The sequence below is a fragment of the Rhizobium sp. BK060 genome (assembly GCF_014193145.1).
In the GTDB taxonomy this organism is placed as follows: domain Bacteria; phylum Pseudomonadota; class Alphaproteobacteria; order Rhizobiales; family Rhizobiaceae; genus Rhizobium.
This window is the reverse complement of sequence record NZ_JACHYW010000024.1, coordinates 1-24,861: the sequence shown is the minus strand read 5'-3', so window position 1 is coordinate 24,861 and position 24,861 is coordinate 1. Positions and strand designations below refer to the sequence as shown.

21 protein-coding genes and 3 tRNA genes are annotated in these 24,861 nt (G+C 59.4%); 13 read left to right on the top strand and 11 right to left on the bottom strand.

The window, feature by feature from the left end; genetic code table 11:
• Positions 1-395: 395 nt before the first annotated feature.
• From FHT71_RS23175 to prfB, 3 genes are all read left to right on the top strand, one after another.
• Positions 396-1,574, top strand: a complete 1,179-nt coding sequence (locus FHT71_RS23175; protein WP_132592248.1) for an N-acetylmuramoyl-L-alanine amidase — start codon at positions 396-398, stop codon at positions 1,572-1,574.
• Between the two features lie 243 nt (positions 1,575-1,817).
• On the top strand, positions 1,818-4,265 hold the full coding sequence (locus tag FHT71_RS23170) for a penicillin-binding protein 1A (RefSeq protein ID WP_132592250.1): 2,448 nt from the start codon (positions 1,818-1,820) through the stop codon (positions 4,263-4,265).
• A gap of 100 nt (positions 4,266-4,365) precedes the next feature.
• Positions 4,366-5,497 (top strand): peptide chain release factor 2 gene (gene prfB, locus FHT71_RS23165; RefSeq protein ID WP_132592252.1). Its coding sequence is split into 2 segments (ribosomal slippage): positions 4,366-4,434 and positions 4,436-5,497, totalling 1,131 coding nucleotides; the frame shifts between segments, so codons are not numbered across the junction.
• Between the two features lie 108 nt (positions 5,498-5,605).
• On the opposite strand, the gene FHT71_RS23160 is transcribed toward prfB, so the two are convergent.
• Positions 5,606-6,121, bottom strand: coding sequence for a hypothetical protein (locus tag FHT71_RS23160; protein ID WP_132592254.1), 516 nt, complete (start codon positions 6,119-6,121; stop codon positions 5,606-5,608).
• A 3-nt stretch (positions 6,122-6,124) separates the two neighbouring features.
• Complete coding sequence (locus FHT71_RS23155; RefSeq protein WP_132592256.1) at positions 6,125-6,898, bottom strand: NAD kinase; 774 nt, start codon at positions 6,896-6,898, stop codon at positions 6,125-6,127.
• Between the two features lie 617 nt (positions 6,899-7,515).
• On the opposite strand from FHT71_RS23155, the gene FHT71_RS23150 reads away from it, so the two are divergent.
• The 3 genes from FHT71_RS23150 (at position 7,516) to FHT71_RS23140 (ending at position 10,462) form a co-directional block, all read left to right on the top strand.
• Entirely contained in the window at positions 7,516-9,222 is a 1,707-nt protein-coding gene (locus FHT71_RS23150) for an arylsulfatase (protein ID WP_132592258.1), read from the top strand.
• A gap of 97 nt (positions 9,223-9,319) precedes the next feature.
• Complete coding sequence (locus FHT71_RS23145; RefSeq protein WP_132592260.1) at positions 9,320-9,979, top strand: hypothetical protein; 660 nt, start codon at positions 9,320-9,322, stop codon at positions 9,977-9,979.
• 51 nt (positions 9,980-10,030) lie between these two features.
• Positions 10,031-10,462: a DUF2721 domain-containing protein gene (locus FHT71_RS23140; protein ID WP_183722216.1), complete on the top strand. Its 432-nt coding sequence runs from the start codon at positions 10,031-10,033 to the stop codon at positions 10,460-10,462.
• 32 nt (positions 10,463-10,494) lie between these two features.
• Here the strand turns inward: FHT71_RS23140 and FHT71_RS23135 are convergent, their stop codons facing one another.
• The 4 genes from FHT71_RS23135 to FHT71_RS23120 form a co-directional block, all read right to left on the bottom strand.
• Positions 10,495-11,283 (bottom strand): hypothetical protein, encoded by a 789-nt coding sequence (locus FHT71_RS23135; RefSeq protein WP_132592264.1) that lies wholly within the window; start codon positions 11,281-11,283, stop codon positions 10,495-10,497.
• Positions 11,284-11,368: 85 nt separating this feature from the next.
• Entirely contained in the window at positions 11,369-13,654 is a 2,286-nt protein-coding gene (locus tag FHT71_RS23130; RefSeq protein WP_183722213.1) for a tetratricopeptide repeat protein, read from the bottom strand.
• 62 nt (positions 13,655-13,716) lie between these two features.
• A complete protein-coding gene (locus tag FHT71_RS23125) occupies positions 13,717-14,562 on the bottom strand; it encodes a hypothetical protein (protein WP_183722210.1) in 846 nt (281 codons plus the stop codon).
• A gap of 106 nt (positions 14,563-14,668) precedes the next feature.
• Entirely contained in the window at positions 14,669-15,679 is a 1,011-nt protein-coding gene (locus FHT71_RS23120; protein WP_132592270.1) for an HAD family hydrolase, read from the bottom strand.
• A gap of 194 nt (positions 15,680-15,873) precedes the next feature.
• Between FHT71_RS23120 and FHT71_RS23115 the strand changes: the two genes are divergently transcribed.
• The 4 genes from FHT71_RS23115 (at position 15,874) to FHT71_RS23100 (ending at position 19,576) form a co-directional block, all read left to right on the top strand.
• On the top strand, positions 15,874-17,769 hold the full coding sequence (locus FHT71_RS23115; protein WP_183722207.1) for a HAMP domain-containing sensor histidine kinase: 1,896 nt from the start codon (positions 15,874-15,876) through the stop codon (positions 17,767-17,769).
• The gene (locus FHT71_RS23110; protein WP_183722204.1) at positions 17,766-18,395 is read left to right on the top strand and encodes a response regulator; all 630 of its coding nucleotides are present in this window, start codon (positions 17,766-17,768) and stop codon (positions 18,393-18,395) included. Before FHT71_RS23115 ends, FHT71_RS23110 begins: the two co-directional genes overlap by 4 nt.
• A 102-nt stretch (positions 18,396-18,497) precedes the next feature.
• Positions 18,498-18,869, top strand: a complete 372-nt coding sequence (locus FHT71_RS23105; RefSeq protein ID WP_007791502.1) for a response regulator — start codon at positions 18,498-18,500, stop codon at positions 18,867-18,869.
• Positions 18,866-19,576: a sulfatase-like hydrolase/transferase gene (locus FHT71_RS23100; protein WP_183722200.1), complete on the top strand. Its 711-nt coding sequence runs from the start codon at positions 18,866-18,868 to the stop codon at positions 19,574-19,576. Before FHT71_RS23105 ends, FHT71_RS23100 begins: the two co-directional genes overlap by 4 nt.
• An 844-nt stretch (positions 19,577-20,420) precedes the next feature.
• On the opposite strand, the gene FHT71_RS23095 is transcribed toward FHT71_RS23100, so the two are convergent.
• The 3 genes from FHT71_RS23095 to rlmB form a co-directional block, all read right to left on the bottom strand.
• Positions 20,421-20,711 carry a hypothetical protein gene (locus FHT71_RS23095; protein WP_007791497.1) on the bottom strand — a complete coding sequence of 97 codons (291 nt, stop codon included), beginning with the start codon at positions 20,709-20,711 and terminating at the stop codon, positions 20,421-20,423.
• 531 nt (positions 20,712-21,242) lie between these two features.
• Positions 21,243-21,318, bottom strand: a tRNA-Thr gene (locus tag FHT71_RS23090).
• An 874-nt stretch (positions 21,319-22,192) separates the two neighbouring features.
• Complete coding sequence (gene rlmB, locus FHT71_RS23085) at positions 22,193-23,083, bottom strand: 23S rRNA (guanosine(2251)-2'-O)-methyltransferase RlmB (RefSeq protein WP_132592278.1); 891 nt, start codon at positions 23,081-23,083, stop codon at positions 22,193-22,195.
• 206 nt (positions 23,084-23,289) lie between these two features.
• On the opposite strand from rlmB, the gene FHT71_RS23080 reads away from it, so the two are divergent.
• Positions 23,290-23,374: transfer RNA gene (locus FHT71_RS23080), tRNA-Tyr, on the top strand.
• Positions 23,375-23,399: 25 nt separating this feature from the next.
• A tRNA-Gly gene (locus FHT71_RS23075) sits at positions 23,400-23,473 on the top strand.
• Positions 23,474-23,546: 73 nt separating this feature from the next.
• Here the strand turns inward: FHT71_RS23075 and FHT71_RS23070 are convergent.
• Complete coding sequence (locus tag FHT71_RS23070; RefSeq protein ID WP_183722197.1) at positions 23,547-23,906, bottom strand: hypothetical protein; 360 nt, start codon at positions 23,904-23,906, stop codon at positions 23,547-23,549.
• 83 nt (positions 23,907-23,989) lie between these two features.
• A complete protein-coding gene (locus FHT71_RS23065; protein ID WP_132592282.1) occupies positions 23,990-24,499 on the bottom strand; it encodes a hypothetical protein in 510 nt (169 codons plus the stop codon).
• Positions 24,500-24,766: 267 nt separating this feature from the next.
• Here FHT71_RS23065 and FHT71_RS23060 point away from each other — a divergent pair.
• Positions 24,767-24,861, top strand: a 95-nt coding sequence (locus FHT71_RS23060) for a GTP-binding protein (RefSeq protein ID WP_018010120.1), incomplete at its 3' end; no start/stop codon positions are given.

The following is a 24,861-nucleotide window of genomic DNA, read 5'->3' as shown; positions in this document are numbered from 1 at the left end:
AATTTCGAGTGGAAACACATATGACGGCAGACGATTGCCGGTTGTGGCGCCAGTTCCTTATCGGTTTGGCTGCCGTGCAGGCGACTCTATCCCGTCAGCACTTCTACCCTAAAAATCCTTGTATGTTTTCTCTGTCACAATAGCAAGGGAAAAGCCAAATGTGCCATAATATTGATGGATTTTGGAAGGCATAGAAAATCGGGGATTAAGGGCCCCGATTCGGCTCCGCGGCCGCGAAGGACGTCGACACGGGCAATTTCGCGTTTACCGGGAGAACTTGATCGGAATGTTATTTAAGGTGTGGCGGTCGATTGTTTAAGAGGGTACGACCCGCGACGGTGATATCCGGATGGCGGAGGACGAAGGTTGCGGGTGCGTTCGTCGCTGTGGCGGCGATGGTTTTTGTATGTCTTCCGGACGTGAGAGCAAATGATGCAGCCAAGGTTGAGCCTTTGCTCGCCTACGGTGCCCGCATCATCGGCGACGATGCACGCACCCGTATCGTCATCGATTTCGATCGGGCCCCGGATTTTTCGGTCCATTACATCGCCAATCCCGAACGCGTGGTGATCGATCTGCCCGCGACGGCCTTCGGGTTCCCAACCGCCGACCTCGAGGCGAGGGGGCTATTCAAGGACATCCGTTACGGAAGGATGGATCAGGACAGTGCGCGCATCGTACTGACGGCCAAGAAGCCGGTGAAGATGGAAGTCGCCAAGGTTCAGGCGGATGAGGACGGCAAGGGGCATCGTCTCGTCCTCGATGCTGCAATGACGGACAAGGACAAGTTCATCGAACTGGTCAAGGCCCAGTCATGGAGCGATCCTTCGCCTCAACAGACGACCAGTGCGATTCCTGCGCCGGAGAAGCCGGCCAACGGCGATTTCATCATCGCTGTCGATGCCGGTCACGGTGGGATCGACACGGGCGCGATCGGCGTCGATACCAAGACGCAGGAGAAGGACGTAACGCTCGCATTCGCCAAGGCGCTGGCCGATCGCCTCAACCGCGAGTCCGGCATCAAGGCGTTTCTGACGCGAAAGGACGACTCGTTCCTGTCGCTGTCCGAGCGTGTGGAGATCGCCCGTCAGAACCATGCAGGCCTCTTCATTTCGATGCATGCCGACACCCTGAAGCAGAAGGATATTCGCGGCGCGACAGTCTACACGATCTCCGACCGGGCCTCGGACAAGCTCGCCGCCGATCTCGCCGACCGCGAAAACCTTTCCGACCAGATTGCCGGCAAGGAGACCGTGGCCGAGCCTCCCGAAGTCGCCGATATTCTGCTCGACCTGACACGCCGCGAAACGCAGGCTTTCTCGATTTCTCTGGCAGAGAGCGTGCTCGCGTCTTTCAAGGATCAGGTGGGGACAATCAACAATCCGCATCGCCATGCCGGCTTCCGCGTTCTGCAGGCGCCAGATGTGCCGTCTATCCTGTTGGAACTAGGCTTCCTTTCGAACAGGGAAGACGAAAAACTGCTCCTCGATGACGGATGGCGGGGAAAGATGGCGGACCTGCTGACGGAGGCGGTGAAGCACTATCGAATGGCGATGGTTGCAAATGGCGGCTAAGTTCAGCCGTGGCGCAGATGCGACACTTGCTCGGGTAACGCAATTGCAATGTGGGAATAGCGCTTCAAGGCCCTATTTTACTCACATTCACGCCGTTACTCAGGCTTGTGTTTCCATAGGTGAAACGGAATCGGCTTGTGGCGAAAACGCTCATGGAGTAAGTCGCCCAACACGCAAGATGCCCCGATCCATGCGATGGTTATGCTCGCGCCGATCGATGATTGAGATACCGGTAGCTTAAATATGATTAGACTTCTTGGATATTTCTTCGGAGTGGCTTGCGTCCTGTTCCTGGGCGTGGCGGCTGTTGTTGCCGTTTACCTGGCAACCGTCACGAAGGACCTTCCAGACTACGCAGTGCTGAGCAGCTACGAGCCGCCGGTGACGACCCGCGTGCATGCAGGCAACGGTGCGCTGATGGCGGAGTACGCCAAGGAGCGCAGACTTTTCCTGCCGATTCAGGCGGTTCCCGATCGCGTCAAGGCTGCATTCCTGTCTGCGGAAGACAAAAACTTCTATCAGCATCCCGGCATCGACGTTACTGGCTTTGCGCGCGCAGTCGTTGCCTACCTGACCGGCGGTCCGACGCAGGGTGGTTCGACGATCACGCAGCAGGTCGCCAAGAACTTCCTGCTTTCCAGCGAACAGACGATGGAGCGCAAGGCGAAGGAAGCGATCCTCTCCTTCCGTATCGAGCAAGCCTACAGCAAGGACAAGATCCTTGAGCTGTACCTGAACGAGATCTTCTTCGGCCTGAACTCCTACGGTATTGCGAGCGCCTCGCTCACCTATTTCAACAAGTCGGTGAACGAACTGACGATCGCCGACGCGGCCTATCTTGCCTCCCTGCCGAAGGGCCCGGCCAACTATCATCCATTCCGCCATCCCGAAGCAGCGGTCACCCGTCGTAATTGGGTCATCGATCGCATGGTCGAAAATGGCTATGTCAGCCAGTCTGACGGTGCCGAGGCCAAGAAGCAGCCGCTTGGTGTTACCGGTCGCAGCAGCGGGCCTTCGCTCTTTGCATCCGGCTATTTCGCCGAGGCGGTCCGCCGCCAGTTGATCGAGCAGTACGGTGAGAAGATGCTGTACGAAGGCGGACTGTCCGTTCGTACCTCCTTTGATCCTGCGCTGCAGGTCTTCGCGCGCAAGGCGCTGCAGGACGGCTTGACGACCTATGACGAGCGCCGCGGCTTCCACGGCCCAATCAAGCAGATCGACACGACGGCTGACTGGGGCAAGGCGCTGGCCGATATTCCGGCGCTGACCGACGTGTCCGAATGGCGATTGGCAGTTGTACTGGCCGTTTCCGGCGACAGCGTCGACATCGGACTTCAGCCGCCGAAAGACGGCGCCGGCAAGATTCCTGCCGAGCGTGAGCGCGGTGTCATCGAGGCCAAGAACATGCAATGGGCGTATCGCTCGGCTGCCGGCCGGAAGACGGTCAAGTCGCCGGAGGGCGTCCTGTCCGCCGGCGATGTCGTCTACGTCGAGCGGTTGGGCGACGACGGTTCCAATTCCTACCGGCTTCGCCAGCCGCCGAAGGTCGAGGGCGGCCTGGTCGCAATGGATCCGAAGACCGGTCGCGTGCTTGCGATGGTCGGCGGCTTCTCCTACGCGCAGTCGGAATTCAACCGCGCGACCCAGGCGATGCGCCAGCCGGGATCGTCCTTCAAGCCGTTCGTCTACGCGGCGGCCATGGACAATGGCTATACGCCGGCTTCAGTTGTCAGCGACGACCCGCTCTCGATCCAGACCGGCAATGGCCAGGTATGGGCGCCGGACAATTATGAAGGCGAGGGCGGTGGCGCCAATACCCTTCGCTTCGCCATCGAGCACTCGCGCAACCGCATGACGGTGCGTCTTGCCAACGACCTCGGCATGAATGTTGTTGCCGAATATGCCGAGCGCTTCGGTATCTACGACCACATGATGCCGGTTCTCGCCATGTCTTTGGGCTCCGGCGAGACCACGGTCCTTCGCATGGTGTCGGCCTATTCGGTCATCGCCAACGGCGGCAAGCAGATCAAACCGACGCTGATCGACCGGATCCAGGATCGCTACGGCCGCACGATCTTCAAGCACGAGGAGCGCGTCTGCGAGGGCTGCAATGCCAGCGAATGGCAGAACCAGGACGAGCCCAACGTCGTCGACAATCGCGAAACTGTTCTTGACCCGATGACCTCCTACCAGATCACCTCGATGCTGCAGGGCGTCGTGCAGCGTGGTACCGCTGCCGGCAAGATCGATCTCGGTGAGCGTGACGTTGCTGGCAAGACCGGTACGACGAACGACGAGAAGGACGCATGGTTCGTTGGCTTCACGCCGGATCTCGTCGCCGGTCTTTATATCGGCTTCGACTCGCCTTCGACGCTCGGCCGCGGTGGCACGGGTGGCTCGCTGTCGGCGCCGGTCTTCAACGAATTCATGCAGGCAGCCGTTAAGGACATGCCGGCGTCCAAGTTTGTCATTCCCGCCGGGATGAACCTCATTCCGATCGACCGCAAGACCGGCATGGCTGCGGCGCAGGGCGATCCGAACACGATCATCGAAGCTTTCAAGCCGGGCACTGGTCCTGCCGACAGCTTCTCGGTTATCGGCATGGACAACACCATGGCGCCCGAGGAGATTTTGAAGACCTCTCCGCAGGCCAATCAGGCCGTGCAGTCCGGCGCTGGCGGACTCTACTAAACCTTCCCCCGAACAGTTGTGGCGGCTGCGGCTCTTTACATCCGCAGCCGCCACAATTATTTGACGGGCAACTTTCGAAGCAACGCAAAGAAGCAGGAAAATGCGAGCGGAAATCCAGAACATGGTCGATGAAACCAAGCAGGCTATCACCCTGCTGAGGAGGCATCTTTGACTGGGACCAGGCGGTAAGACGACTGGACTGGTTGAACAACAAGGCAGAGGATCCGAACCTCTGGAACGATGCGCAGGAAGCACAGAAGCTGATGCGCGAGCGCCAGCAGCTGGATGACGGCATCAATGGCGTGAGGCAGCTCGAGCAAGAGCTCACCGACAATATCGAGCTCATCGAGATGGGCGAGGAAGAGGGCGATGAGAGCGTCGTCAAGGACGCCGAAGACGCCCTCAAGGGATTGAAGGCTGAGGCTGCCCGCCGTCAGGTGGAAGCGATGCTTTCGGGCGAAGCCGACAGCAACGACACCTATCTCGAAGTTCACTCCGGCGCCGGCGGCACGGAAAGCCAGGACTGGGCCAACATGCTTCTGCGCATGTATACCCGCTGGGCGGAGCGTCAACGCTTCAAGGTCGAGCTTCTCGAAGTTCACGATGGCGAAGAAGCAGGAATCAAGTCCGCGACGCTGCTCGTCAAGGGGCACAATGCCTATGGCTGGCTGAAGACCGAGTCGGGCGTTCATCGCCTCGTTCGAATTTCGCCCTATGACAGCAACGCGCGCCGTCACACGTCCTTCTCGTCGATCTGGGTTTATCCCGTCGTAGACGACTCGATCAACATCGAGATCAACGAAAGCGATTGCCGCATCGACACGTACCGTTCGTCGGGCGCGGGTGGCCAGCACGTCAACACGACCGACTCGGCCGTGCGCATCACGCACATTCCGACGGGTATCGTGGTCGCCTGCCAGCAGGAACGCTCGCAGCACAAGAACCGTGCCAAGGCCTGGGACATGCTGCGTGCCCGCATGTACGAGGCGGAATTGAAGAAGCGCGAAGAAGCAGCGAACGCGGAAGCGGCGTCCAAGACCGACATCGGCTGGGGACACCAGATCCGCTCCTATGTTCTGCAGCCTTATCAGCTGGTCAAGGACCTGCGCACCGGTGTGGCAAGCACGGCGCCGGGCGATGTCCTGGACGGTGAACTCAACGAGTTCATGGAAGCGGCGCTCGCCCACCGCATCAGCGGCAAGCCGGACGCGGTCGTAGACGACGTCGACTGATCACTCCGAAGTGTGAATTTGAAGAAGGTCCCGAAAGGGGCCTTTTTTGATTCAATCATAAAAGCCTGCTTGTTGGGGATTCTCGTGCGGAAGAGCAGCAACAACGCTTTAGTTGCTTGCCTTGCCAACGGTAACCTCACCGAATTCGTCGATGACAACTGTCCACGTTTCCGATTCCGCATCCGGGTCGGTCTTTAGGTAGACCATTGCGAAAAGGCCAGGCTCCTTGAGCATGCCGGATGAGCTTTCAGGCCGGATGTCGGTGACATATGGCTTTAGATCGTTGAGTTCCTGCAATTCCACGGTCGAGGCAATCGCAGGCCCACCAGCGCCCTGTTCGATCTGTTGCAGATAGATTTTGGCCGTCCGGTCTGTTTGCCTGACAGCAAACAGTTTGTAATAGCCGTGGCGCGGTTTTGCCGGAGCGGCAGCTGCCGCCGAGGTCCGAGGAGCTGAAGGTGCCCGTTGGACGACAGGCGTCGTGCCGTCGTCCTCCCAGTAACCCGTGCTTGTCGCGAATATGATCGAAGCCGGCAGGGTTGCGTCTTCGGCCGCAGCGGTTCGAGCGCAGAGCGCGATCGCGGCGAGCAGCAGTGCGCAAAGCGTCGTTCGTCGCAGACTCATCTCTCAGTCCTCAAACTGCTCGGCAAGAATTCGATCGGACCATGATCGATCAGGATCGGAAAGAATGCGCGCCGTGGTATGTTCCGACTGAGCGATGCGAATGTGAAGCACCGATTTGACTTCCGTGTTGTCGGCAACCGCGTTGACCGGGCGCTTCTCCGCCTCGAGGATGTGAATATCGACCGTCACCTTGTTTGGCAGAAGCGCGCCGCGCCAACGCCGCGGCCGGAACGCGCTGACCGGAGTCATCGCCAGAAGAGGTGCGTCAAGCGGCAGGATCGGCCCATGGGCCGAGAGGTTATAGGCCGTCGAACCCGCGGGCGTTGCCACCATCAGACCGTCGCAGATGAGTTCGTCGAGCCGGACGACGCCGTCCACCTCGACCCGCAGCTTGGCGGCCTGGTAGGATTGCCGGAACAACGACACCTCGTTAATGGCAAGTGCTGTCGAATTCGTGCCGTCTGAATTCGCCGTTGTCATTTGCAACGGGTGAAAAGCGTTTTCGACGGCTGCGCAGATCCGATCCTGCAGGTTCTCCGTTCGGTAGTCGTTCATGAGGAAGCCGATGGAGCCGCGATTCATGCCGTAGACAAGCTTGCCGGAATTCATTGTGCTGTGCAGGGTCTGCAGCATGAAGCCGTCGCCACCAAGGGCGACGATCACGTCGGCATCATCAGGGGGCACGTCGCCATAGATGCGAATCAGCTCTTCCCGCGCCGCCAGCGCCTCGGTTGCCGAGGAGGCAAGGAAGGAAAGCGTCTGAAATGAACGGCCCATGTAATTCCTTTGTTGTATTCAATGAACGATAACATAGTCTTGGCGTCTAGGCGCCAACAAAAGCCGATTTTGTCAAGTGCATCTGCGGCGCCGGGTGAAGCCAACGTCAACTTGAAGAGTCGCGATCACGCCCGCCCGACGCCTCGTGGCCGCTCTCTTCCGCGTCGGCACTGCGGTTCACGGCCCGCCTGCCGGACAAGCCCATGAAGCCCTGCCTGGTGGCTGAAGGGCGATTGAATAGGGGGCGAGCAAGTCGCGTTCGCCGCTTTTCACTGCAGGGACAGTGCTAACATCTGTTGCGACGAGAGGCTCCCGGAGGAAGGACACCCCAGCTCGATTTCGGCCTCACGCTCGTCTGGGCGGAGCAACTGCCAAGCCGAATTCGGATTCCCTAAAGGGCAATATCTGCACCCACTGATACGATGTAGAAAATATGTGGAAGAGTGGACATGCCCTCTTTCGGCAAGTCGAGGGGCAACAATGCGCGCCATGAGCGCTATTTCGCTCCATTCTGCTGAGTTGCAACTTGGAGCTCTCCGAATTGTCTCCTCTGCTTTGACACGTCTTTTCAACCAACGTGGCCATCCACGCGAAGTCCCTTGAGGGAGGCATCAGAAATGAGACGAACGGCAAAGATATGCACAGCGGCGGCTGCCGTCGCCGGTTGCCTGCTGGCGAGCACGGCGGCAATACATGCGCAGGAGACCAGGAAGCCCAACATCCTGTTCATCATGGGTGACGACATCGGATGGATGCAGCCGAGCATCTATCACCAAGGTCTTGCGGTCGGTGAAACGCCCAATATCGACCGCATCGGCCGGGAAGGGGCGAAGTTCATGACCTACTATGCCGAGCAGAGCTGCACGGCAGGGCGGACCGCGTTCATCACCGGCATGCAGCCGGTGCGCGTCGGCATGGTTCTGCCGGAGATTCCCGGAAGCCCGTCCTACCTGCGGGCCGGCACGCCTCACCTCGCCAAGTTTCTGTATGATCTCGGCTACTCGACAGGTGAGTTCGGCAAGAACCATCTCGGAGATACCACCGAATCCCTGCCGACGGCACACGGGTTCCAGGAATTTTGGGGCTACCTCTATCACCTCGACGCCATGCAGGGGGTGAGCTTCCCCGACATCAACAAGACCGCAACCGAGCAGGGGATCGCACCAGCTTGCAGGAACACGCCGATTCCTGGGATAGCGGAAGACCCGGCGGCGGTGGACCCAAAAACCACGACCTGCCTGACGCCGCCGCGTCCGATGCTTGCGTGCAAATCGTCCGACGGATCCCCGGCGAACCAAAGCTGCAAGGATGAGGGGCCTCTGACGCTTGAGCGCTCCAAGACGATTGACGAGGAGATCTCGGCCAAGGTCATCGATTTCCTCGACCGCAATGACCCGAAGAAGACCAACAAGCCGTTCTTCGTCTGGTACAACCCGGCCCGCATGCACATCACCACCGTGCTGCCTGACAAGTACTTGGCAATGGTCGGCGAGCCCGGCGGCAAGGACTGGGGCGTCAACGAAGCCGGCATGAAGCAGATGGACGACAATATCGGCTACGTTTTGAAGAGGCTCGAGGAGATGGGAGAACTCGACAACACCATCGTCGTCTTTACGACCGACAACGGTGCCGAGACGATCACCTTCCCAGATGGCGGCACAACCCCGTTCAAGGGCGGAAAGCTCAGCACCTGGGAAGGCGGCATGCGTGCGCCGCTTCTGGTTCGCTGGCCGGGGCACATCGAGCCCGGCACAGTCAAGAACGAGATGTTCTCTGCGCTCGACTGGCTGCCGACCTTTGTGAACATCGCAGGCGGTCCGAAGGGCGACGGCCTGAAGAAAGAGATCGAGGCGGGCAAGTATCCGGAGATCGTCAAGACCACGCTCGACGGGATCGACCAGCGCGACTTCCTGGAAGGCAAGTCGCCATCCGCGCGCGACTCGTTCTTGTACTATTCCGGTAAGGAGCCGTCGGCTGTCCGCTACAAGAACTGGAAGATGTACTTCGCCATGGTCTCCGACGATCCGGCTGGATTCATTGCCGGGGTGAGGCCGTTCGCCTGGACGCAGGTCGTCAACATCAAGCGCGACCCATTCGAAACCTCGGTCGGAGAACAGTTGAAGACGCTCTTCGGTACAGGCGGCGCCATCGCGTCACCGTCCACCGCCTATGTCTATGACTGGAACATCCTGCCCATCGGCCAGCAGTTGTGGCTGAAGCATCTCGAGACCTACATCGACTTCCCGCCGCTTCAGAGCCCTGCAAGCTACAATCTGGAGCAAGTGATGCAGCAGGTCCGGGAAATGAAGACAGGTCACGATTGATGCGCGCAGTAGCGTAACGACGTCGGAGCCGACGCCCTTCGGGGCGTCCGCTCCGTGCTTTATCTGTCAGGCCTTGGGGCCGACTGAGGGCGTAACGATGAGCGATTTCATCCAAGCAGGTCGCGACGAACCACGCTGGCCTCCTGTGATGGCGATCCTGGCGGTGTTCGCCCTTTTGGACGTGCTGCCGCATCACGTCTATGCCATGCCGCGATGGGTGTCATACGCGGTCCTGATTGCAGCTATCGTTCCAATGATCATGGTGACGGTGTCGACCGACAAGGCAATGTGGCTGCGCATCGAGCACGTCGCCATCATGCTGCTTGCCGGCGTCTATGCAGGGAATACGGCGGCAGAACTCGGAGATATGGTTGGGATCATCACCATCCACCCGCCCGAGACGCGATCAGTGTCGCTGTTGACGTCTTCAGTTACCATCTGGATCACCAACGTGCTCACCTTCTCGCTGCTCTATTGGCAGATCGACGCGGGTGGCCCATCGCGTATCGCGCGTGGGATGGCTGGAACGCCCGACTGGCTCTTTCCCCAGGCTTCGGTTCCCGAACTGGCGCCCCCGGACTGGCGACCGCTCTACCTCGATTATCTTTCCCTCGCATTCAATACGGCGACCGCGTTCAGTCCTACCGACGTGCTGCCGCTCACCCGGCGTGCGAAGGGGCTGATGATGCTCGAAAGTGCCATTTCACTGCTGACACTCGTGCTCGTGGCCGCGCGTGCAGTCAATGTGATTCCGTAGCGCCTCCACGGCGCGGTCGTCCATTCGTCCGTATAGATCGAAGGTGCCTGTATGTCAGTCGAAGCTGATCAGCTTTCAACAATGATCAATCACGCGGTCGCGCCGGCATTCGTGCTCAATGCCGTCGCGGCGATGGTGGCGATTCTGGTCAATCGGATTTCCGGCGTAACCGAGCGGATCAGAAGCCTCCGCGAGATCGATGAAGGTGATGTCTCTCGAGTGTGGCTGAAGCAGGAAATCGGGGAGCTGAGGCGGCGGGAACTGCTCTTGAACAGTGCAGTGCACATGGCCGTCCTTGCCGGGATCGGCGTGACGCTTCTCCTCCTATTCGGATTCGTCGTCGCTTTTTTGGGATACCGCCACGAACCAGGCGCCGCCGTACTATTCATTGCGGCACTTTGCTTCCTGGCGGGGTCGCTCGTCCGATTTCTGCAGGACATCCGGCTATCGCAAAGAGAGCACGACGACCGTCAGCTGCGCTGATCGCCGAACTGCTCAAGGCGCTCTCGCCCTCATTAGAAGTGGAACGAAACCCCGATGATCGGGCCCTGCTGGACAACGTCGAAGACAAACCCGTCGTTCTCGTAGTTGACGCCCAGTGCGCGGTATCCGGCCACCGCCGAGATGGTGTCGTTGAACTTGTAACCGAGGCCGAGGCCCACGTCCCAGTCGACGTCGGCACCGCCGCCGCCCACCAGTCCCCATCCCGTGACATAGATTTCCGGGGTGAAGAAGTAGTTCCCGCGCAGGCCGACGACCGCGTCCACCCACGTGGCACTGTCTTCCCGCTCCACACCGGCCAGAAGTCCGCCGTTGAAGGAGATGTCCGTCTCGACCGACCAGACTTTCATACCGCCGAACACGTCAAGGTGGCCATTTTGATCTTCGAGGACGGCGTAACCCACGCCGAGAAGTCCTGCGAAGGTCTCGGACGTCACGTCGACGCTGTCGGCAAAGATGCCACGGGGCGTGTGCGCATCGGCCCCCAGTTTGACGTAGATCACGTCGCCGACGATGCTGTAGCGGTCATATCGTGCTTCGCCTGTCGCCATGAAGGCGAAGTCGAGATTGTCGAGAATGTCGCCGAAATCGGCGTCGATGTTGACTTCGGGAAGCCCGAATTGCCGTACGTCTCCGGAAATCCCGGCAGCCCAGAAGTATGGCGCGACCGTGAACTCCCAGCCGCTCCGGGTCTCGACCGTCTTCGCCTCCGGCGCGAGAGGCGTCATATCGGCGGCGTTGCCGATCGTTGCGGCTGTGACGCCGGCTAGCAAGACAATCGCATGCAAGTGAATGGCCTTCATGAGAATCCCCCGATCTCGTTTGAACCCAGCACTGATCCCGAGTCGGGACTGTGCAACAGGAGGTGAATTTCCGCAAGCTGTACGCCTATTTTTGGTTGACTGCCTGGCGCAACTGCCTGAGCAGATCCAAGATCTGCTGGTCTTGGGGTCTCAGTTGGGCCATTCGTTCGGCAAATTGCAACGCTTCCGGCAGCCTCTGAAGCTTGAAACTATATTGCAGCGCGAGGCCGATGATGGCTGCGTCTCCCGTCGCCGCCCAGCGATCGAGACGGTTCAGGGCGTCTTCGGTCCTGCCGACGGAATCGAGGGCGACTGCTAGCGTCGTCTGGTAGCGGGAGTTTCCAGCGTCAAGCCGGACCGCTTCCTCGAGTTCTGCGATCGCGTCGGTCAGCGCCTTTTCGCGAACCAGCGAGAGACCATGTCCGTAGCGCAAATCTGCCCGTTCGGGCGAAATTGAAATTGCTTCGGCATAGGTTTGCTCGGATTTGTCGTTCCGTCCGATGGCACGGTAAAACTCCGCGAGATTGACACGCGAACCTTCTAGGGTAGGGTCGAGAGAAATCGACCGCCGGAAGGCGGCTTCGGCCTCTGGAATACGCTGTTGGCCGAACAGGAAGACACCATAGTTGCTTTGCGTTTCCGCAACGTCTGCATTTGTATCGACGTAGGCGCGCAGGTCTTCGACCGCTTTCTCGAAGCTGCCTCGCTGGTTGCCGAAGAGGTCGGCAGGAGTGCTGCCGAGAGCGGTGACGGCCGCGACACGCACAGCGCGGGTGTCATCGCTGAGCAGGTCGCCGATCGCCTCTAGCCTGTGTTCTGGCGGGAGGCTGCTTGCTGCTTCTGCGGCGCCAAGCCTCACAAGGGGATCTGCATCTGTTGACGCGGCCCGAATGTCCGCGGTTGTATCCACTCCGCCGATCCGGCTCATTCTAGCGATTGCGCTACCCCTGACGATCCCCGCCTGTTCCCGATCCTTGACAAGCTTGCGCAACGCCTCCACGGCTGTCCGATCGCCGTTTGCGGCTCCGGCGAAAGTATGGGTGATCGTGGGGCGTTGACGCCATTTCGTTCCATACCATTTGTCCATGTTCTCGGCTGCCCAGGCATTGTCCTTTTCAGCATGGCACGTCGTGCATGCATTCGGCGTTCCGAATGTCGTCGACAGATCTGGCCGAGGGATGACGAACGAGTGGTCGCGTCTCGGATCTACCTTCATGTATATGCGCTCGGGCATGTGGCAATTGGCACATTGAGCTCCCGCCGAACCGACCGGGTGGTGGGTGTGAACAGGCGCGTCGAACAGGCCACTCGGATCCTGCTTGACGAAGCGCTCAGGTTTGGTTTCCGCGTGGCATTGCGCGCAGAGCGCATTGCCCTCGGCCTTCAGGCCGGCATCGTGTGGCCGATGGCAGTCCAGACATGTCACCCCCGCCCTTGCCATTTTGCTTTGTTGAAAGGAGCCATACTCGAAGACCTCGTCGAGTATCTGCCCATCTGAAAAATAGAGATCCTGTCGGAGTAGTGCAGGGGAGAAGTAGTCGAGAAAAGGCTTCCCGGCATCGTAGCCGCTCAAGAGCTTGGTCCGTCTTGCATGGCAGGCAAAACAGACGCTTGCATCGGCCTTCGGCAAGCCCAGGTCTGGCTTGTCGGCTGACGAGGCGTCGCTGGACTGCGCCCATGCGACGTGCTCGGCACCCGGACCGTGACAGGACTGACAGCCGATGCTGGTGGCGACATAGGTCGAGTTGTATTCGTTCGCCGCCGGTTGAAAGTTCGCTTGAGGATCGGTCGAATGACAGTCGATGCAGGTGCGGTTCCAGCGGTAGAAAGAGCCTGTCCAATGATATGTCGAACCGGGCTTGGCCGGGGCGTCGTTGCCGAGCCAGAACCACTGTCGTTTGGCCGTGTCCCAGGCTATGTCGAGAGCCTGCAGCCGTCCTCCTCCTATATCCGCGAGGTACTGCTGAAGCGGTTCATAGGCGAAGGTATATTTGACTTCGAACTCGCCTTCGTTGCCATCCGGCCCTTCCGTTTTGACGAAAAACCGGCCTTCGCGACGAGAGAACGTCGTGACAATGCCGTCGTGTTCAAACCGAGCATTGTTGAAATCGCCGCGGACGGTGCCGTCGGTCGCCAGCGCCATGGCCTTGGCATGGTGGGATTTTGCGAAAGCGGCCGCCTGATCGCCATGGCAGGAGGCGCAGGTCGTTTCGTCGACAAAACCTTCATGAATCGACAACCGGGGATCCGGAGCGGACGTCGCTATTTTCTCGGTAGCAAGGCTCTGCCCGCTGAACGCCAGCGACAGGAACAATAGGGTCAGGAGGAGGACCAATCCCTTTTCCGCTTCTGACCGAACAGATCCTGCCACTCGATCGCTCCATGATAGCTGGTTTGGAAGAGTCACGCCGCCTTCGTCACGCAGATGGAAGATCAATAGCAAGGCGGGTAGGGATAGTAGCCGCATTGCTGGTTGTTGTCGTAGGAATTGTAGTAGGGATAGTAGGGGCGGGCTGCCGCCGCTCCGATGGCTGCGCCGGCGACCACGCCCGCGGCAACGGGAGCGCCGCGATACCAAGCCCCATGGTAGACGGGCGCATGCCAGTAGGTGCCGCCGACACGGTTGATGTTCGTGTCGCCGATATGCACGTCGTCTCCACGGAAGCCGCCACGGAAATCGCCTCCCGCGAAGTCTCCGCCACGGAAACCGCCGCCGCCGAAGCTGCCGCCGCCCAAACCGCCTCCATGGAAGCCACCGAAACCACCTCCTCCGAAACTTCCACCGAAGTGATCGATGAAGAGTGCCGCGGGTCCAGTCGCACCGCTTAGGCTTCCCTCCAGAACGGCGATGTCGAATGTCAGCGTCGTGCCGTCGAGTTTCGGAGTCTTCAGCGTGACGACGGCGTCGCTGACGTCAGATCCGTCGCCGCCCAGCACCGATACCGTCGCGTTCGGAGGATCGACGGCGAAATTGTCCTTGCCGTCGTCCCATTGCATGATGAATTGTTCGGTCGTCACATGGCCGGCGGCGCGCACCGGCCGGTCGGCAAAGACGATCGAGTTGGCCGAGACGCCGGTCAGAACGAGCTTTCCGTTTTCGATTTTGGCACCAGCCGAATTGATCACTGCCAATGACGGCACCGGACCTGTCGGCGTGACTTGGCCAATTGCCTTTTCGAGCGGTACGTGCGGCTTCTTCGGCGCATCCTGTGCGAAGGCAGCGGTCGTCATCGCAAAACCTGCGGCAAAGATCAGCGTGGTGAAACGGTCGACTTTCATGGCATCTATCCTCCCAGTTCGAACGGGCAGGAAGCCCGTCACCCTTGGTGAACGTCGTTGAAGTGTGATGTCTCAAGCATTTGGCACGCCGCCCAGGCGCACGGTCCTAGTCCTTGAAGATCTGCTTCCAGTCGGCCTTCATGTCGATGACGGTCCAGCCGGTGATCGCGGCGGCATCCAGCGCCTTGTCGAGGCGGCCGAATTCGGTATCACGGTCGTAGGCGTATTCGCGCTGCGCATCGGTGTGGTGGACGAGCATGCCGAGACGCGCAGGCGCGCCCGCCATCGTCGTCCACTGCAGCATTTCGAGATCGCCGTCGGAATTGCCGAACGCTGCAATCGGTCGACGGCCGATCTGTTGGTTGATTCCGACCGGCTTGCCCGCCTTGTCATCGACGAAGTTGACTTCCGGCAGACGGTACAGGGTCGGCGTGTCGTCCTGCATCTTGAACTCGGTCTTGATCGAGGAACCGATGACCTGCTCCGGCGGGACGCCGTAGACCTTCTCCGTCCATGGTCGCATGAACTCAACGCCACCACCCGACACGATGTAGGTCTTGAAGCCGTTGGCGCGCAAATAGGAAAGCAGTTCCACCATCGGCAGGTAGACGAGTTCGGTGTAGGGCCGCTTGAATTTTGGGTCCCGTGCCGTTGAAAGCCAATCGGTGACGACCTTCTGGAAATCGTCGTTCGTCAGTCCCGCGTGGGTGACCATGATGAGTTCCAGGAGGCCTCTTTCGCCCGATGCCGCAAGCGTTTTCATATCGCCTTCGAGCACCGCCTTGAACGGCTGTACATTTTTCCATTCCGGATGCTGCGGAGCGAGCGTCATCACGCGGTCCAGGGCGAAGGCAAGCTGCGTGTACATCGGATGCTCGACCCACAGCGTGCCGTCATTGTCGAAGACGGCGATGCGTTCGGCTTCCGGGACGAAATCGGGCGAACCCTGCTTGGTTACCCTCTCGACGAAGGAGACGATAGCTGCCTTGGGCGCGGTATCGTTCCAGGAGGACAGGGGATCGCTCTGCGCGGAGGCGGACGCCGCCAGGAAAAGTGTGGCGGCGAGCACGAGCATCACGCCGCGTGCCGTTTTGCGGAGGTCGGGGCTGGCTAGCATAGGATGTACTCCCAGATGAGTGCGCCCGCCGAGTTGCACTCTATCCGGCGCCGCCCAACTCTACCGAATACGGTTCTCCCCCGATATTGCCCTTTGGGGAATCTGCGGACTTCGGAACAATCCGGAGTAGCAATTGTCCGGATGACACCACAGCGTGAAGCTGTTATGTTCGCCGAGCATCTGGGGGAAGTCTGATGGGCTGGGGATGCAGTTGTTCCGCTAGATTTCAAGGAGCCGCCGTTCTGGCGATCGCTGTCTCAGCGGTTGTTTGCGGGTGCTACGCCGTTGCCTCGGAAACGTCGCATGCACTCCTCGATCGGCCGCCGCGGGTTCTCATACTTTATCCCTATGATGAGCGGATCGCGGCAACGACCGCTGCCGGAGAAGCATTGCGCAGCCGCCTGCTGGAAGCGACTGAGGGCAAGATCGATCTGTTTTCGGAGTTTCTTGATCTGTCGAGGTTTCCGGAAGCCGATCATGTCGTACGCATGGGCCGATATCTGGCGGAGAAGTATGCCGCTCGTCGCCCGGACGTGATCGTCGCACTTGGCAAGGAGTCTGCCAGCTTCATATCGACGAACCGAGGAAGGATCGCTCCCGGTGCGAAGATAGTCGCCGCAGGCTTCGGCAGCTCCACCGCGGAGAACATCGATCTACCCGATGACGTGATCGGCGCGTTCGCCACATTCGATATTTTGAAGACGGCCGAAATGGCCCGCAAACTGCAGCCCAATGCCCGTTACCTGTATATCATCGGTGGATCGTCGGACTTCGACCGGGGATGGTTGTCGACGGCGCACGCCGATCTTGACGAGTTCTCCAAATCATACGAAACGACGTACCTTGAAGATCTGACGATCGAGGAATTTGTCGAACGTGCATCGCATGTCCCGTCCGATAGCATTATCTTGGCGTTGACGGTCTTTAAGGATCGGGCAGGGCGGAATTTCATTCCGCGCGAGGCGATCAAGCTGATCGCGGCAACGGCCAGCGCGCCTGTCTATGGCCCCTATCAGACCTACATCGACCATGGCATCGTCGGCGGCAATACCGTCACCTTTGACGCTTTGGGCCGGACCGTCGGAAATCTTGTCGTCGATGTCATAGCCGGCCGACCGGTGTCCGATATCCAGGCACCCCAGATAAACATCGTAGATTCTCGACAACTCCGACGTTGGGGGCTTGCGGAGGGGAACCTTCCTCCGGGTACCGTCCAGATGCACAAGGAGAAGAGCCTGTGGGAAGAACACTGGCTGGCGGTAACAGTGGCGCTCGGCGTCGTTCTAATGCAGGCCGGCGTTATCGCTGCATTGCTGCTCGAGCGACGTCGTCGCCAGGATGCAGAGAGTATGTCTCGCCTTCACCTGCTCGAAGCTGTCCACCTCAACCAGTCCGCAACGGCCGGCGCCTTGTCTTCATCGATCGCCCACGAACTAAACCAGCCCCTGTCGGCAATTCGAAACAATGCCGAGGCAGCGTCACAGCTCCTTCGAAGTGGCAACCCCGATCTGGAGTTGATTCAGCAGATCCTTCTCGACATACAGGAGGACGATCAGCGTGCGGGCGACATCATTGGCCGGATGCGAGGATTGCTCAAGAAGAGACGTGAGATTGATTGGCAGGAATTCGACCTGAACGACATCACGTCGAGCGCGATCCACATCATGCACGGCGAGGCTGATCGCAGAGGGATTACGCTTAATACGAAACAGCCGACGACCGAGCTGCCGGTTCGGGCAGACAAAGTTCATGTGCAACAGGTCGTCCTCAATCTGGCGACCAACGCGATGGACGCCATGATGGACGCCGATTGCGCCAGAAGAATCCTGACGTTCGTAACAGGAATTGCAAAGGAGAGGGCCGAGCTCTGTGTGGTCGACACAGGCAGCGGCATTCCCGAAGAACGCCTGTCCAGCATCTTCGAGCCGTTCTATACGACCAAGAAGGCAGGGACAGGGTTGGGTCTTTCCATAGCGCGCGCCATCGTCGAGACATATGGCGGCACGATCTCTGCGCACAACCGGCCTGAAGGCGGCGCCATCTTCCGGGTGGTCCTGCCTCTGGCCCGACGGGAGGAGCGAGGCTCATGAAACCGGTCGTCCATATCGTCGATGACGACAAATCCTACCGAACGGCGACTGCACGGCTGCTCTCCGCCTACGGCGTGAAGGTCGAGGCCTATGAATCCGGAGATCAGTTTCTCGCCTGCCTTCCAAGCTGCGAGCCGGGCTGCGTTCTCCTTGACCTGCAGATGCCCGGCCAGTCTGGCCTGCAGATACAGCGCCGGTTGTGGGAGCTGGCGCCGCTACTGCCAATCGTATTCCTCACCGGCGAAGGAGACGTAAAGGCCGGCGTCGACGCGATGAAGGCGGGCGCACAGGACTTCCTGGAGAAGCCGAGCTCGGTCGCCGTCCTGATGGAAACGATCGAGTGCGCGTTGGCTCAATATGAAAGGCGGCGGGCCGAGCACGAGCGTCTGCAGGAGCTGAGGACATTGATGGCGAGCTTGAGCGCGCGCGAAGCGGAAGTCTTCGGGCTGATCATCCGTGGCCAGCTCAACAAGCAGATCGCCTATGCCCTTGGCATTTCGGAGCGGACGGTGAAGGTGCACCGCCATCAGGTTATGGAGAAGCTCGGAGCAAAGTCTTTGGCGGAGGTTGTCACGATCGCCGCCGACATCGGCCTCGACCGCGGACGCAGTGCTCTCTGGGAGTGATCGGGCGACCATCCCCTTAGGGCAATATCAAGCAACCGCCGACGCACCTACAATGACAGGCAACTGCGTATCTCGCGTATTGTCACGAATGGGGGGCATGAGGTGGGAAAGCTGCGCCGCACTGTCGCAGTCGTCGATGATGATGCGAGCCTACGTCGAAGCGTCGGGCGGCTCCTCAATGCCTACGGGTTTCTGGCGATGGAGTATGCATCGGCGGAAGCCTTTCTCGGCCGTGATCCAGAGACGCCGATCGGCTGCCTCGTGCTGGACATCGACCTGGGCGGCATGTCCGGCATCGAACTACAGCGGAGGGTGAAAGTGGCTGGATTGAAGCTGCCGGTGATCTTCATTACCGCCCTCGAAGACGCTCGCCTGAAAACCGAGGCAGAGCAGGCAGGGTGCATCGCATATTTGCGAAAGCCGTTCGCGGCGGCCGTACTTGTCGACGCGGTCGAAAGGGCGCTCGGATCGTGAACTCTGGATCGAGGAAAGATCTCCACGACCGCGGGTCAAAAGGCGCACCAGTCATTGAAGGCGCGTCCCGTATCGGCCAGTTTGGCGACTCCCTGCTGGAGGGCGATGCCTTAGTCGGCACGATGCTTGACGCGTTGAAGCAGCTTGGCGCAGAGGAGGATACCATCGTCGTTGTCGCCTCCGACAACGGACCGGACGGTCCTGGCGCGAGCCGCTTCGGCGCCGACATGCCAGACATGGGAGCCTCCGGGCCTTGCCGCGGCGCGCTTGGCGAAGTGAGCGAAGGCGCAATCCGCGCCGCCGCCATGATCCGCTGGCCGCAACGGATCAAGCCGCGGTCCTTATACGCAATGTTCTCGATCATGGACTTCTTCCCGACCCTCGCACATATTGCGGGCGGCAAAATTCCGGACAACCGGCCGATCGACGGCGTCGACCAGAGCAAACTCCTGCTCGGCGAAGATGACAACGGGGCGCGCCAGCATTTGCTGACCTTCGTGCGTTCGGAACTGGTCGCCGTTCGCTGGAAGCAGTTCCGGGCCTATTTTGCTGACGTAGCGCCGGGCCGCAGCGGTGCGGGCGGGGCAATCCTGATGGGAGGCGTAGGTGCAAGCGCTGCACCCATGAACGGTTATCCCCGGTATTCAACATCGAGGCCGACCCGCAACAGGAGCACAATATCGGCGCAATGTACGACTGGGTTTTAGGGCCGATATTGAAGGCAGTGGCGGAATACAAGAAGACCCTCGTGCGGTCACCCAATCCACCTGCGGCAAACATGACGAAGTTTTGAGTTGGATCGGCAAGCGGGTCTGACGAGGTAGGGAGTCGCTCCTCTGGGTAGAGGCCGATTTCGCTGGTCAACTCAGAGATCGATGGCGTCCGCGTTAGCCATCGTAGACGGGTCCAAGTACGTGAAACCGCGGATCCGAATCCAGGGTATCGTCGCTGAAAGGCGCGTTTTGGAGCCGCTTTTCCAACTCGGTGCATGGCCCGTGGATCACTCGAGCGGGTACTACCTTGTAGCCGGGCAACGCGATCCTGTTCGCATCTAAAAGCCGAAGGGCGCATACGTGCTGACCTGCACGGCGGTACCGCCGAGGGGCGGCCCTGAGGATCCGCCGGCAGGACCCCTCGATATCGAGGAGGAAACCGCTAGACAGATCGTCGTGTCGATTGCACGCAAGTGGACCAAGCCTCGCATCAGCCGTGAGACTACGAAGGAACAGCAGGGGTATTTTGAGAAGCCTGCAACTCCCGGGAGCGGCTTTGACCAATCCATATAGACTGGTGAATGCGCCGGGATCCAGCGCTATTCCCTAATTTAGCTTATTGTGACGGCATTGCTTGAAGAAAAAGTCCGCTGTCGTGCCCAATGAGCAGGAAGCCAAGCGGAGCTGGGCGAGGTAGACCGCTTTGTCGACGGCGGCCTTCTCGCTGGCTACGAGGCGCGTCAAACGGGTTCACCGGATGCCCGGTCTCTCAAGATCAAAGGCCTGGAAGAAGTTGGAGGTGAACGTTCGGGGGCGCTTGCCTCTGAGGCACGGCCCCCTAGTTCCTGCTCCAGGCCAAAAATGGCCGATAGTGTCGCTGGGCGATAAGCAGAGTTCGATCCGGTTGGATGATATAGATCTCCTCGACCTCGCGCCCTGTCTGATCCGTGAACGTATGGGGGAACGAAGAGCCGATCGGCGACCTCGTGATCTTCGTTCGAGGCTGGCCGCCGTAAGTGATGCTGCCGGGAATAGGCGCGTAGCCTTCCGACTGATAGGAGCCCGAAACGGCTGTGCAGCTTGCAACAAACATCGCGATCACGACCGACGCTACTATTTTTTGAAACATCCTCTGGCCTCCCAGTTCATCGGTCAGATTCCGCGCGCGTGGTCACTCTCACGCAAGCAAGTGAACCCAGAACCTTTACCGCGGAAATGTCAGGCAACGATGAGAGCTTTCGGCCCCTGGGCGAGCCCGTCATCCGACTACGATGGCTCCGTTGGTAGAGTCTACCAGTTTAGAGGACACGCGCTACCACTTTGAACGGATCCTGTCTTACTTTCAGAGATTGGGACAACCACGGCTGCAATAAGAGATGAAGGTTGGCCCAAATCCGTAAAATGCAAACCCTGAAATCGCTACGTTTTTGAGTTCGAAAGCCACGATTTGGTGAAGCGACGACCCATAGCCGTGAAGCTACAAAGGCTTTGTCTCCATCGGCGTAAAATGGATTCCTTGTCGGTTCTCCCGGCAGTGCGGTCGAGACATTGATCGCTTCTCGCCCGCAACGAAAAAAGCCACGGAACGAAATCCGTGGCTTCTTCGAGACGACCGAGAAGATCACGACATCCGGAATAGGATACCGGTCTCCTCAAGAGATGGTGCCCCCGGCAGGGTTCGAACCCGCGACCCCCTGATTACAAATCAGGTGCTCTACCAACTGAGCTACAAGGGCGATGCCTGCCAAGTACCAGATTCTGCCGTCCTGTAAAGAAGAAATCGGCGCGATGTTGATTTCATGGGTGCCACCTGACCGCCGGAGATTGGCAAGCGCAACGAGATAGACGGCGTCGGTTTCGCAAGCCCAATTCTGAGCAGTTTGCCGCACGCTTGCTTGCAACGCGTCTCCAGGGCCTGTCTCACTGGCTCCTGATGGCGACATGATTGCGATGCTCAGCACCGAGGCAACCATGAAACAATGACGGCCATCACCACCGCACGGTTCTCTCCCTGAAAATCGTGCGTGGCAAACTCGGGGGGGCGACCGTCGGTTCCCCGACGACTCGACGATCTATTGGGTGGGTGTTGGAATGGGGCGTTCAGGGGCGGGCGCCAGCGGAGCGGGTTCGTGCGTTGGCTGCGACTTGTCGATCCAAGCGATGCTGAGAATGATGGCGACGAATACAGCGACGAAGAGAGTGCCGACTATGAGGGAGCGGATGGCCATATGGGGTACGTTCCTCCTGTTCGCGTACGGGACAGCTATAGAAAACGGCAGAGTCAAAACCGAGGCGAGTCAGCTTTTTTCTGATCATCAGCAATGGTTTGCCGCCTTCCTCCTTGCTTTTCCCGAAGCTGCGGTGGTTCCCCATGATGAAAGGGATGCTCTGTCGGCGCTCATCAGTACGAGCCGGAAGCCCTCAATGTGGAAGATCAAGGATCGAGCCTTGCAATGGCTGTCGCGCAGTCTCCGGCCGGCGACAGGGCGAGATTGCTGTTCGCGTTTGCCTCGTCGCTCAGCGCGCAAATTGGCAAGAAAGAGCGCCGCCGATCGAAGAACGAGGCGGATCGTGGCATTCCCGTGTTGCCGCGATCCGCCGCCGATTGCATCATACTTTCAAATGCAGCCTTGCCGCATAGAGAGCAATCGCCGCCGCGTTGGACACATTCAAGGACTTGATGGCGCCCGGCATGTCGAGCCTTGCAAGTGCGCTGACGGTTTCGCGTGTCTTCTGCCGCAGCCCTTTGCCCTCGGAGCCCAGCACCAGCGCCACCTTCTCACCTGAGAATGTACCTTCGAGCGGGGCGGGACCTTCCGAATCAAGGCCGATCGTGAAGAAGCCGAGCTTGTGCAGTTCGCCAAGCGCGTCCGCAAGGTTCGTGATCTGGATATAGGGGATGAGTTCCAGCGCGCCGGAGGCTGATTTCGCCAGCACGCCTGATTCGGTCGGGCTGTGGCGTTGCGTGGTAATGACGGCACCGGCATTGAAGGCCACGGCGGAACGCATGATGGCGCCGACGTTGTGCGGATCGGTCACTTGGTCGAGCACGAGAAGCAGCGGACTGTCTTTCAGCGCTTCGAGCCGGCGAACGGGAAGGGGCCGCGTTTCCAGCATGACGCCCTGATGGATCGCGTCAGGACCGAGAAGCTTGTCGATATCGTGCGGAGCGACGATCTCGAGCGGAATGCCGAGCTGATCGGCATCGATCTCGAGACGGGCAAGCGCGTTCTGGGTCACCGACAATTTGACGTTCTTGCGCTCTTTGTTGTCGAGCGCTGCACGAACCGTGTGGAGGCCGTAGAGATAGACCTGCTCGGGTGCGAGTGTCGGCGGCTTCCAGTCCTCGGCGCCGCGCCGGCGCTTCTGCGGCGGAGGTGTCGGAATCTCGCCGCGTTCGCGCTTGCTGTCGCGATGCGCACGGCGCAGGGTTGCGTAATGTGTGTCCTTGGCGGACTTGTCGTTGGTGGGCTTGCCACCGATTTTGTTGTCTTTGCTCATGCGGCTTTATAGCGAGGGCACTTCTTTCCGCATAGGATTTCTTTCAAGAGCCCGGCTTTCCACGGTCGATGAAATTTTTCACATTTTTTCCATCGTCATCGTGTTGACATGCGGAAATCGTCCGGTCATATACGCGGCGCAGACCGAGGGGCGGCAACGCTTCGAAAGTCTGACGAGCTTGGTCTCGCGATCCGGACGAGAAGACTGGAGAGATGCCCGAGTGGTTAAAGGGGACGGACTGTAAATCCGTTGGCTCAGCCTACGTTGGTTCAAATCCAACTCTCTCCACCATTCGTCATTGGATCGGAACCACCCCGCGGGTATAGCTCAATGGTAGAGCAGCAGCCTTCCAAGCTGAATACGCGGGTTCGATTCCCGCTACCCGCTCCAACCTTTAGTAGTTTTGCAAAAACCATTGGCGCTGTGATAGAGAGCGATTAGCGATCTGAGCGCTGCCGTCAACCTAGATCGGCGTGTCTCTCTGACGAGACCAGCGAACAACTCGCCCGCCAGCGCGACTGCCAAACCCTCTCCAAACAAAGCGGCTCACCTTAAAGGCTGCGGTCATTTTATAGAGTGCCGAAGAGTCCAGCGCCTTTTTACTGAAAATCAATAACGCTGCACCCGGCAGACAGAACAAGAGCCATACTGTGAGAACCACGCGGGCTCCTTCGAAGGCATAGCAAGCCACCGCTGCGGTAAGCATAAGACCGAATCTATAAACGGCGATCTGAAGCGCCGTCGCGCGACCGGAAATTGCGGCAATTCCCATCGCCGCAAAGACTGCGGTTGCACCTGGAATAAATAGGTAGAGAACGAGCATCTTATTCTCGGCTGTCCGCCTTCTTGATTTCATTCCGAATATGGAGAGTGCTGTCGCGGCACCTGCGCGTGTGATTTGCGCTGCTAGCCCCACAGAAGCACAAAAGGCGAGGCGAGCGCGATGATGCCGGCGATCATCCATCGCCTCTGCCCGTAAGCGCTGAGGTCTTCCCTTGAAAGCCAGATGCGAACGGCAATGAACCCGATCGCAATCAGTGCGCTGTAGATCACGGCGCGCAGCAGGATCGACCAGCCGCCGCCGAAGAGACCGATGGCGATACCGAAACCGGTAAGCGCGCCGAGAATGCCGTATCCGACGTCGAACATCAGCATTGTCGTGGTCGAAAGCGGCGTCAGCATCTTCGGAAAGGCGATCGCGAAGGCCGCCGTAAGCAGCCATATCGCGACGATCGCCTGCAGCGTCGAGGAACTGACGATCGAGGTCGCCAAAGCTGGAAGCCGCTCAGGCGAGGAGAGGCGTACAATCTGCGCGACCCAGTCGATCGCAGCTGCAAGAATCCACAATATGAATGCGCAAGCGGCAAAGATCAGAAAGTTGCCCGCGGATCGCTTTGCAATTTCCTTTGGTTCCATTGCGTTGTCTCCAGACAGTGCTTCCCCGTGAGAGCAGTAAATGAAATAGTATCATATCCTTGGTCCCGGTCGCGCCCGTTCTTCGCGAATATATCTTCGCTGCCATCTGCGGTGGATATTGCCGATCCGGCACCTCCTTCCCATATGCGCCCGCAGGCTGCGAATACGGTCCGCAATTAGGTCTTGCGCAATTTCCACGAAAGCCTTAAACGGCGGCACTAAACCGGTTCGCCGGGGTCATCCATTTCGTTCACAGGAAGCATTCAAATGGCAAAGAGTAAGTTTGAGCGCAACAAGCCGCACGTTAACATCGGCACGATCGGCCACGTTGACCACGGCAAGACGTCTCTGACGGCAGCGAT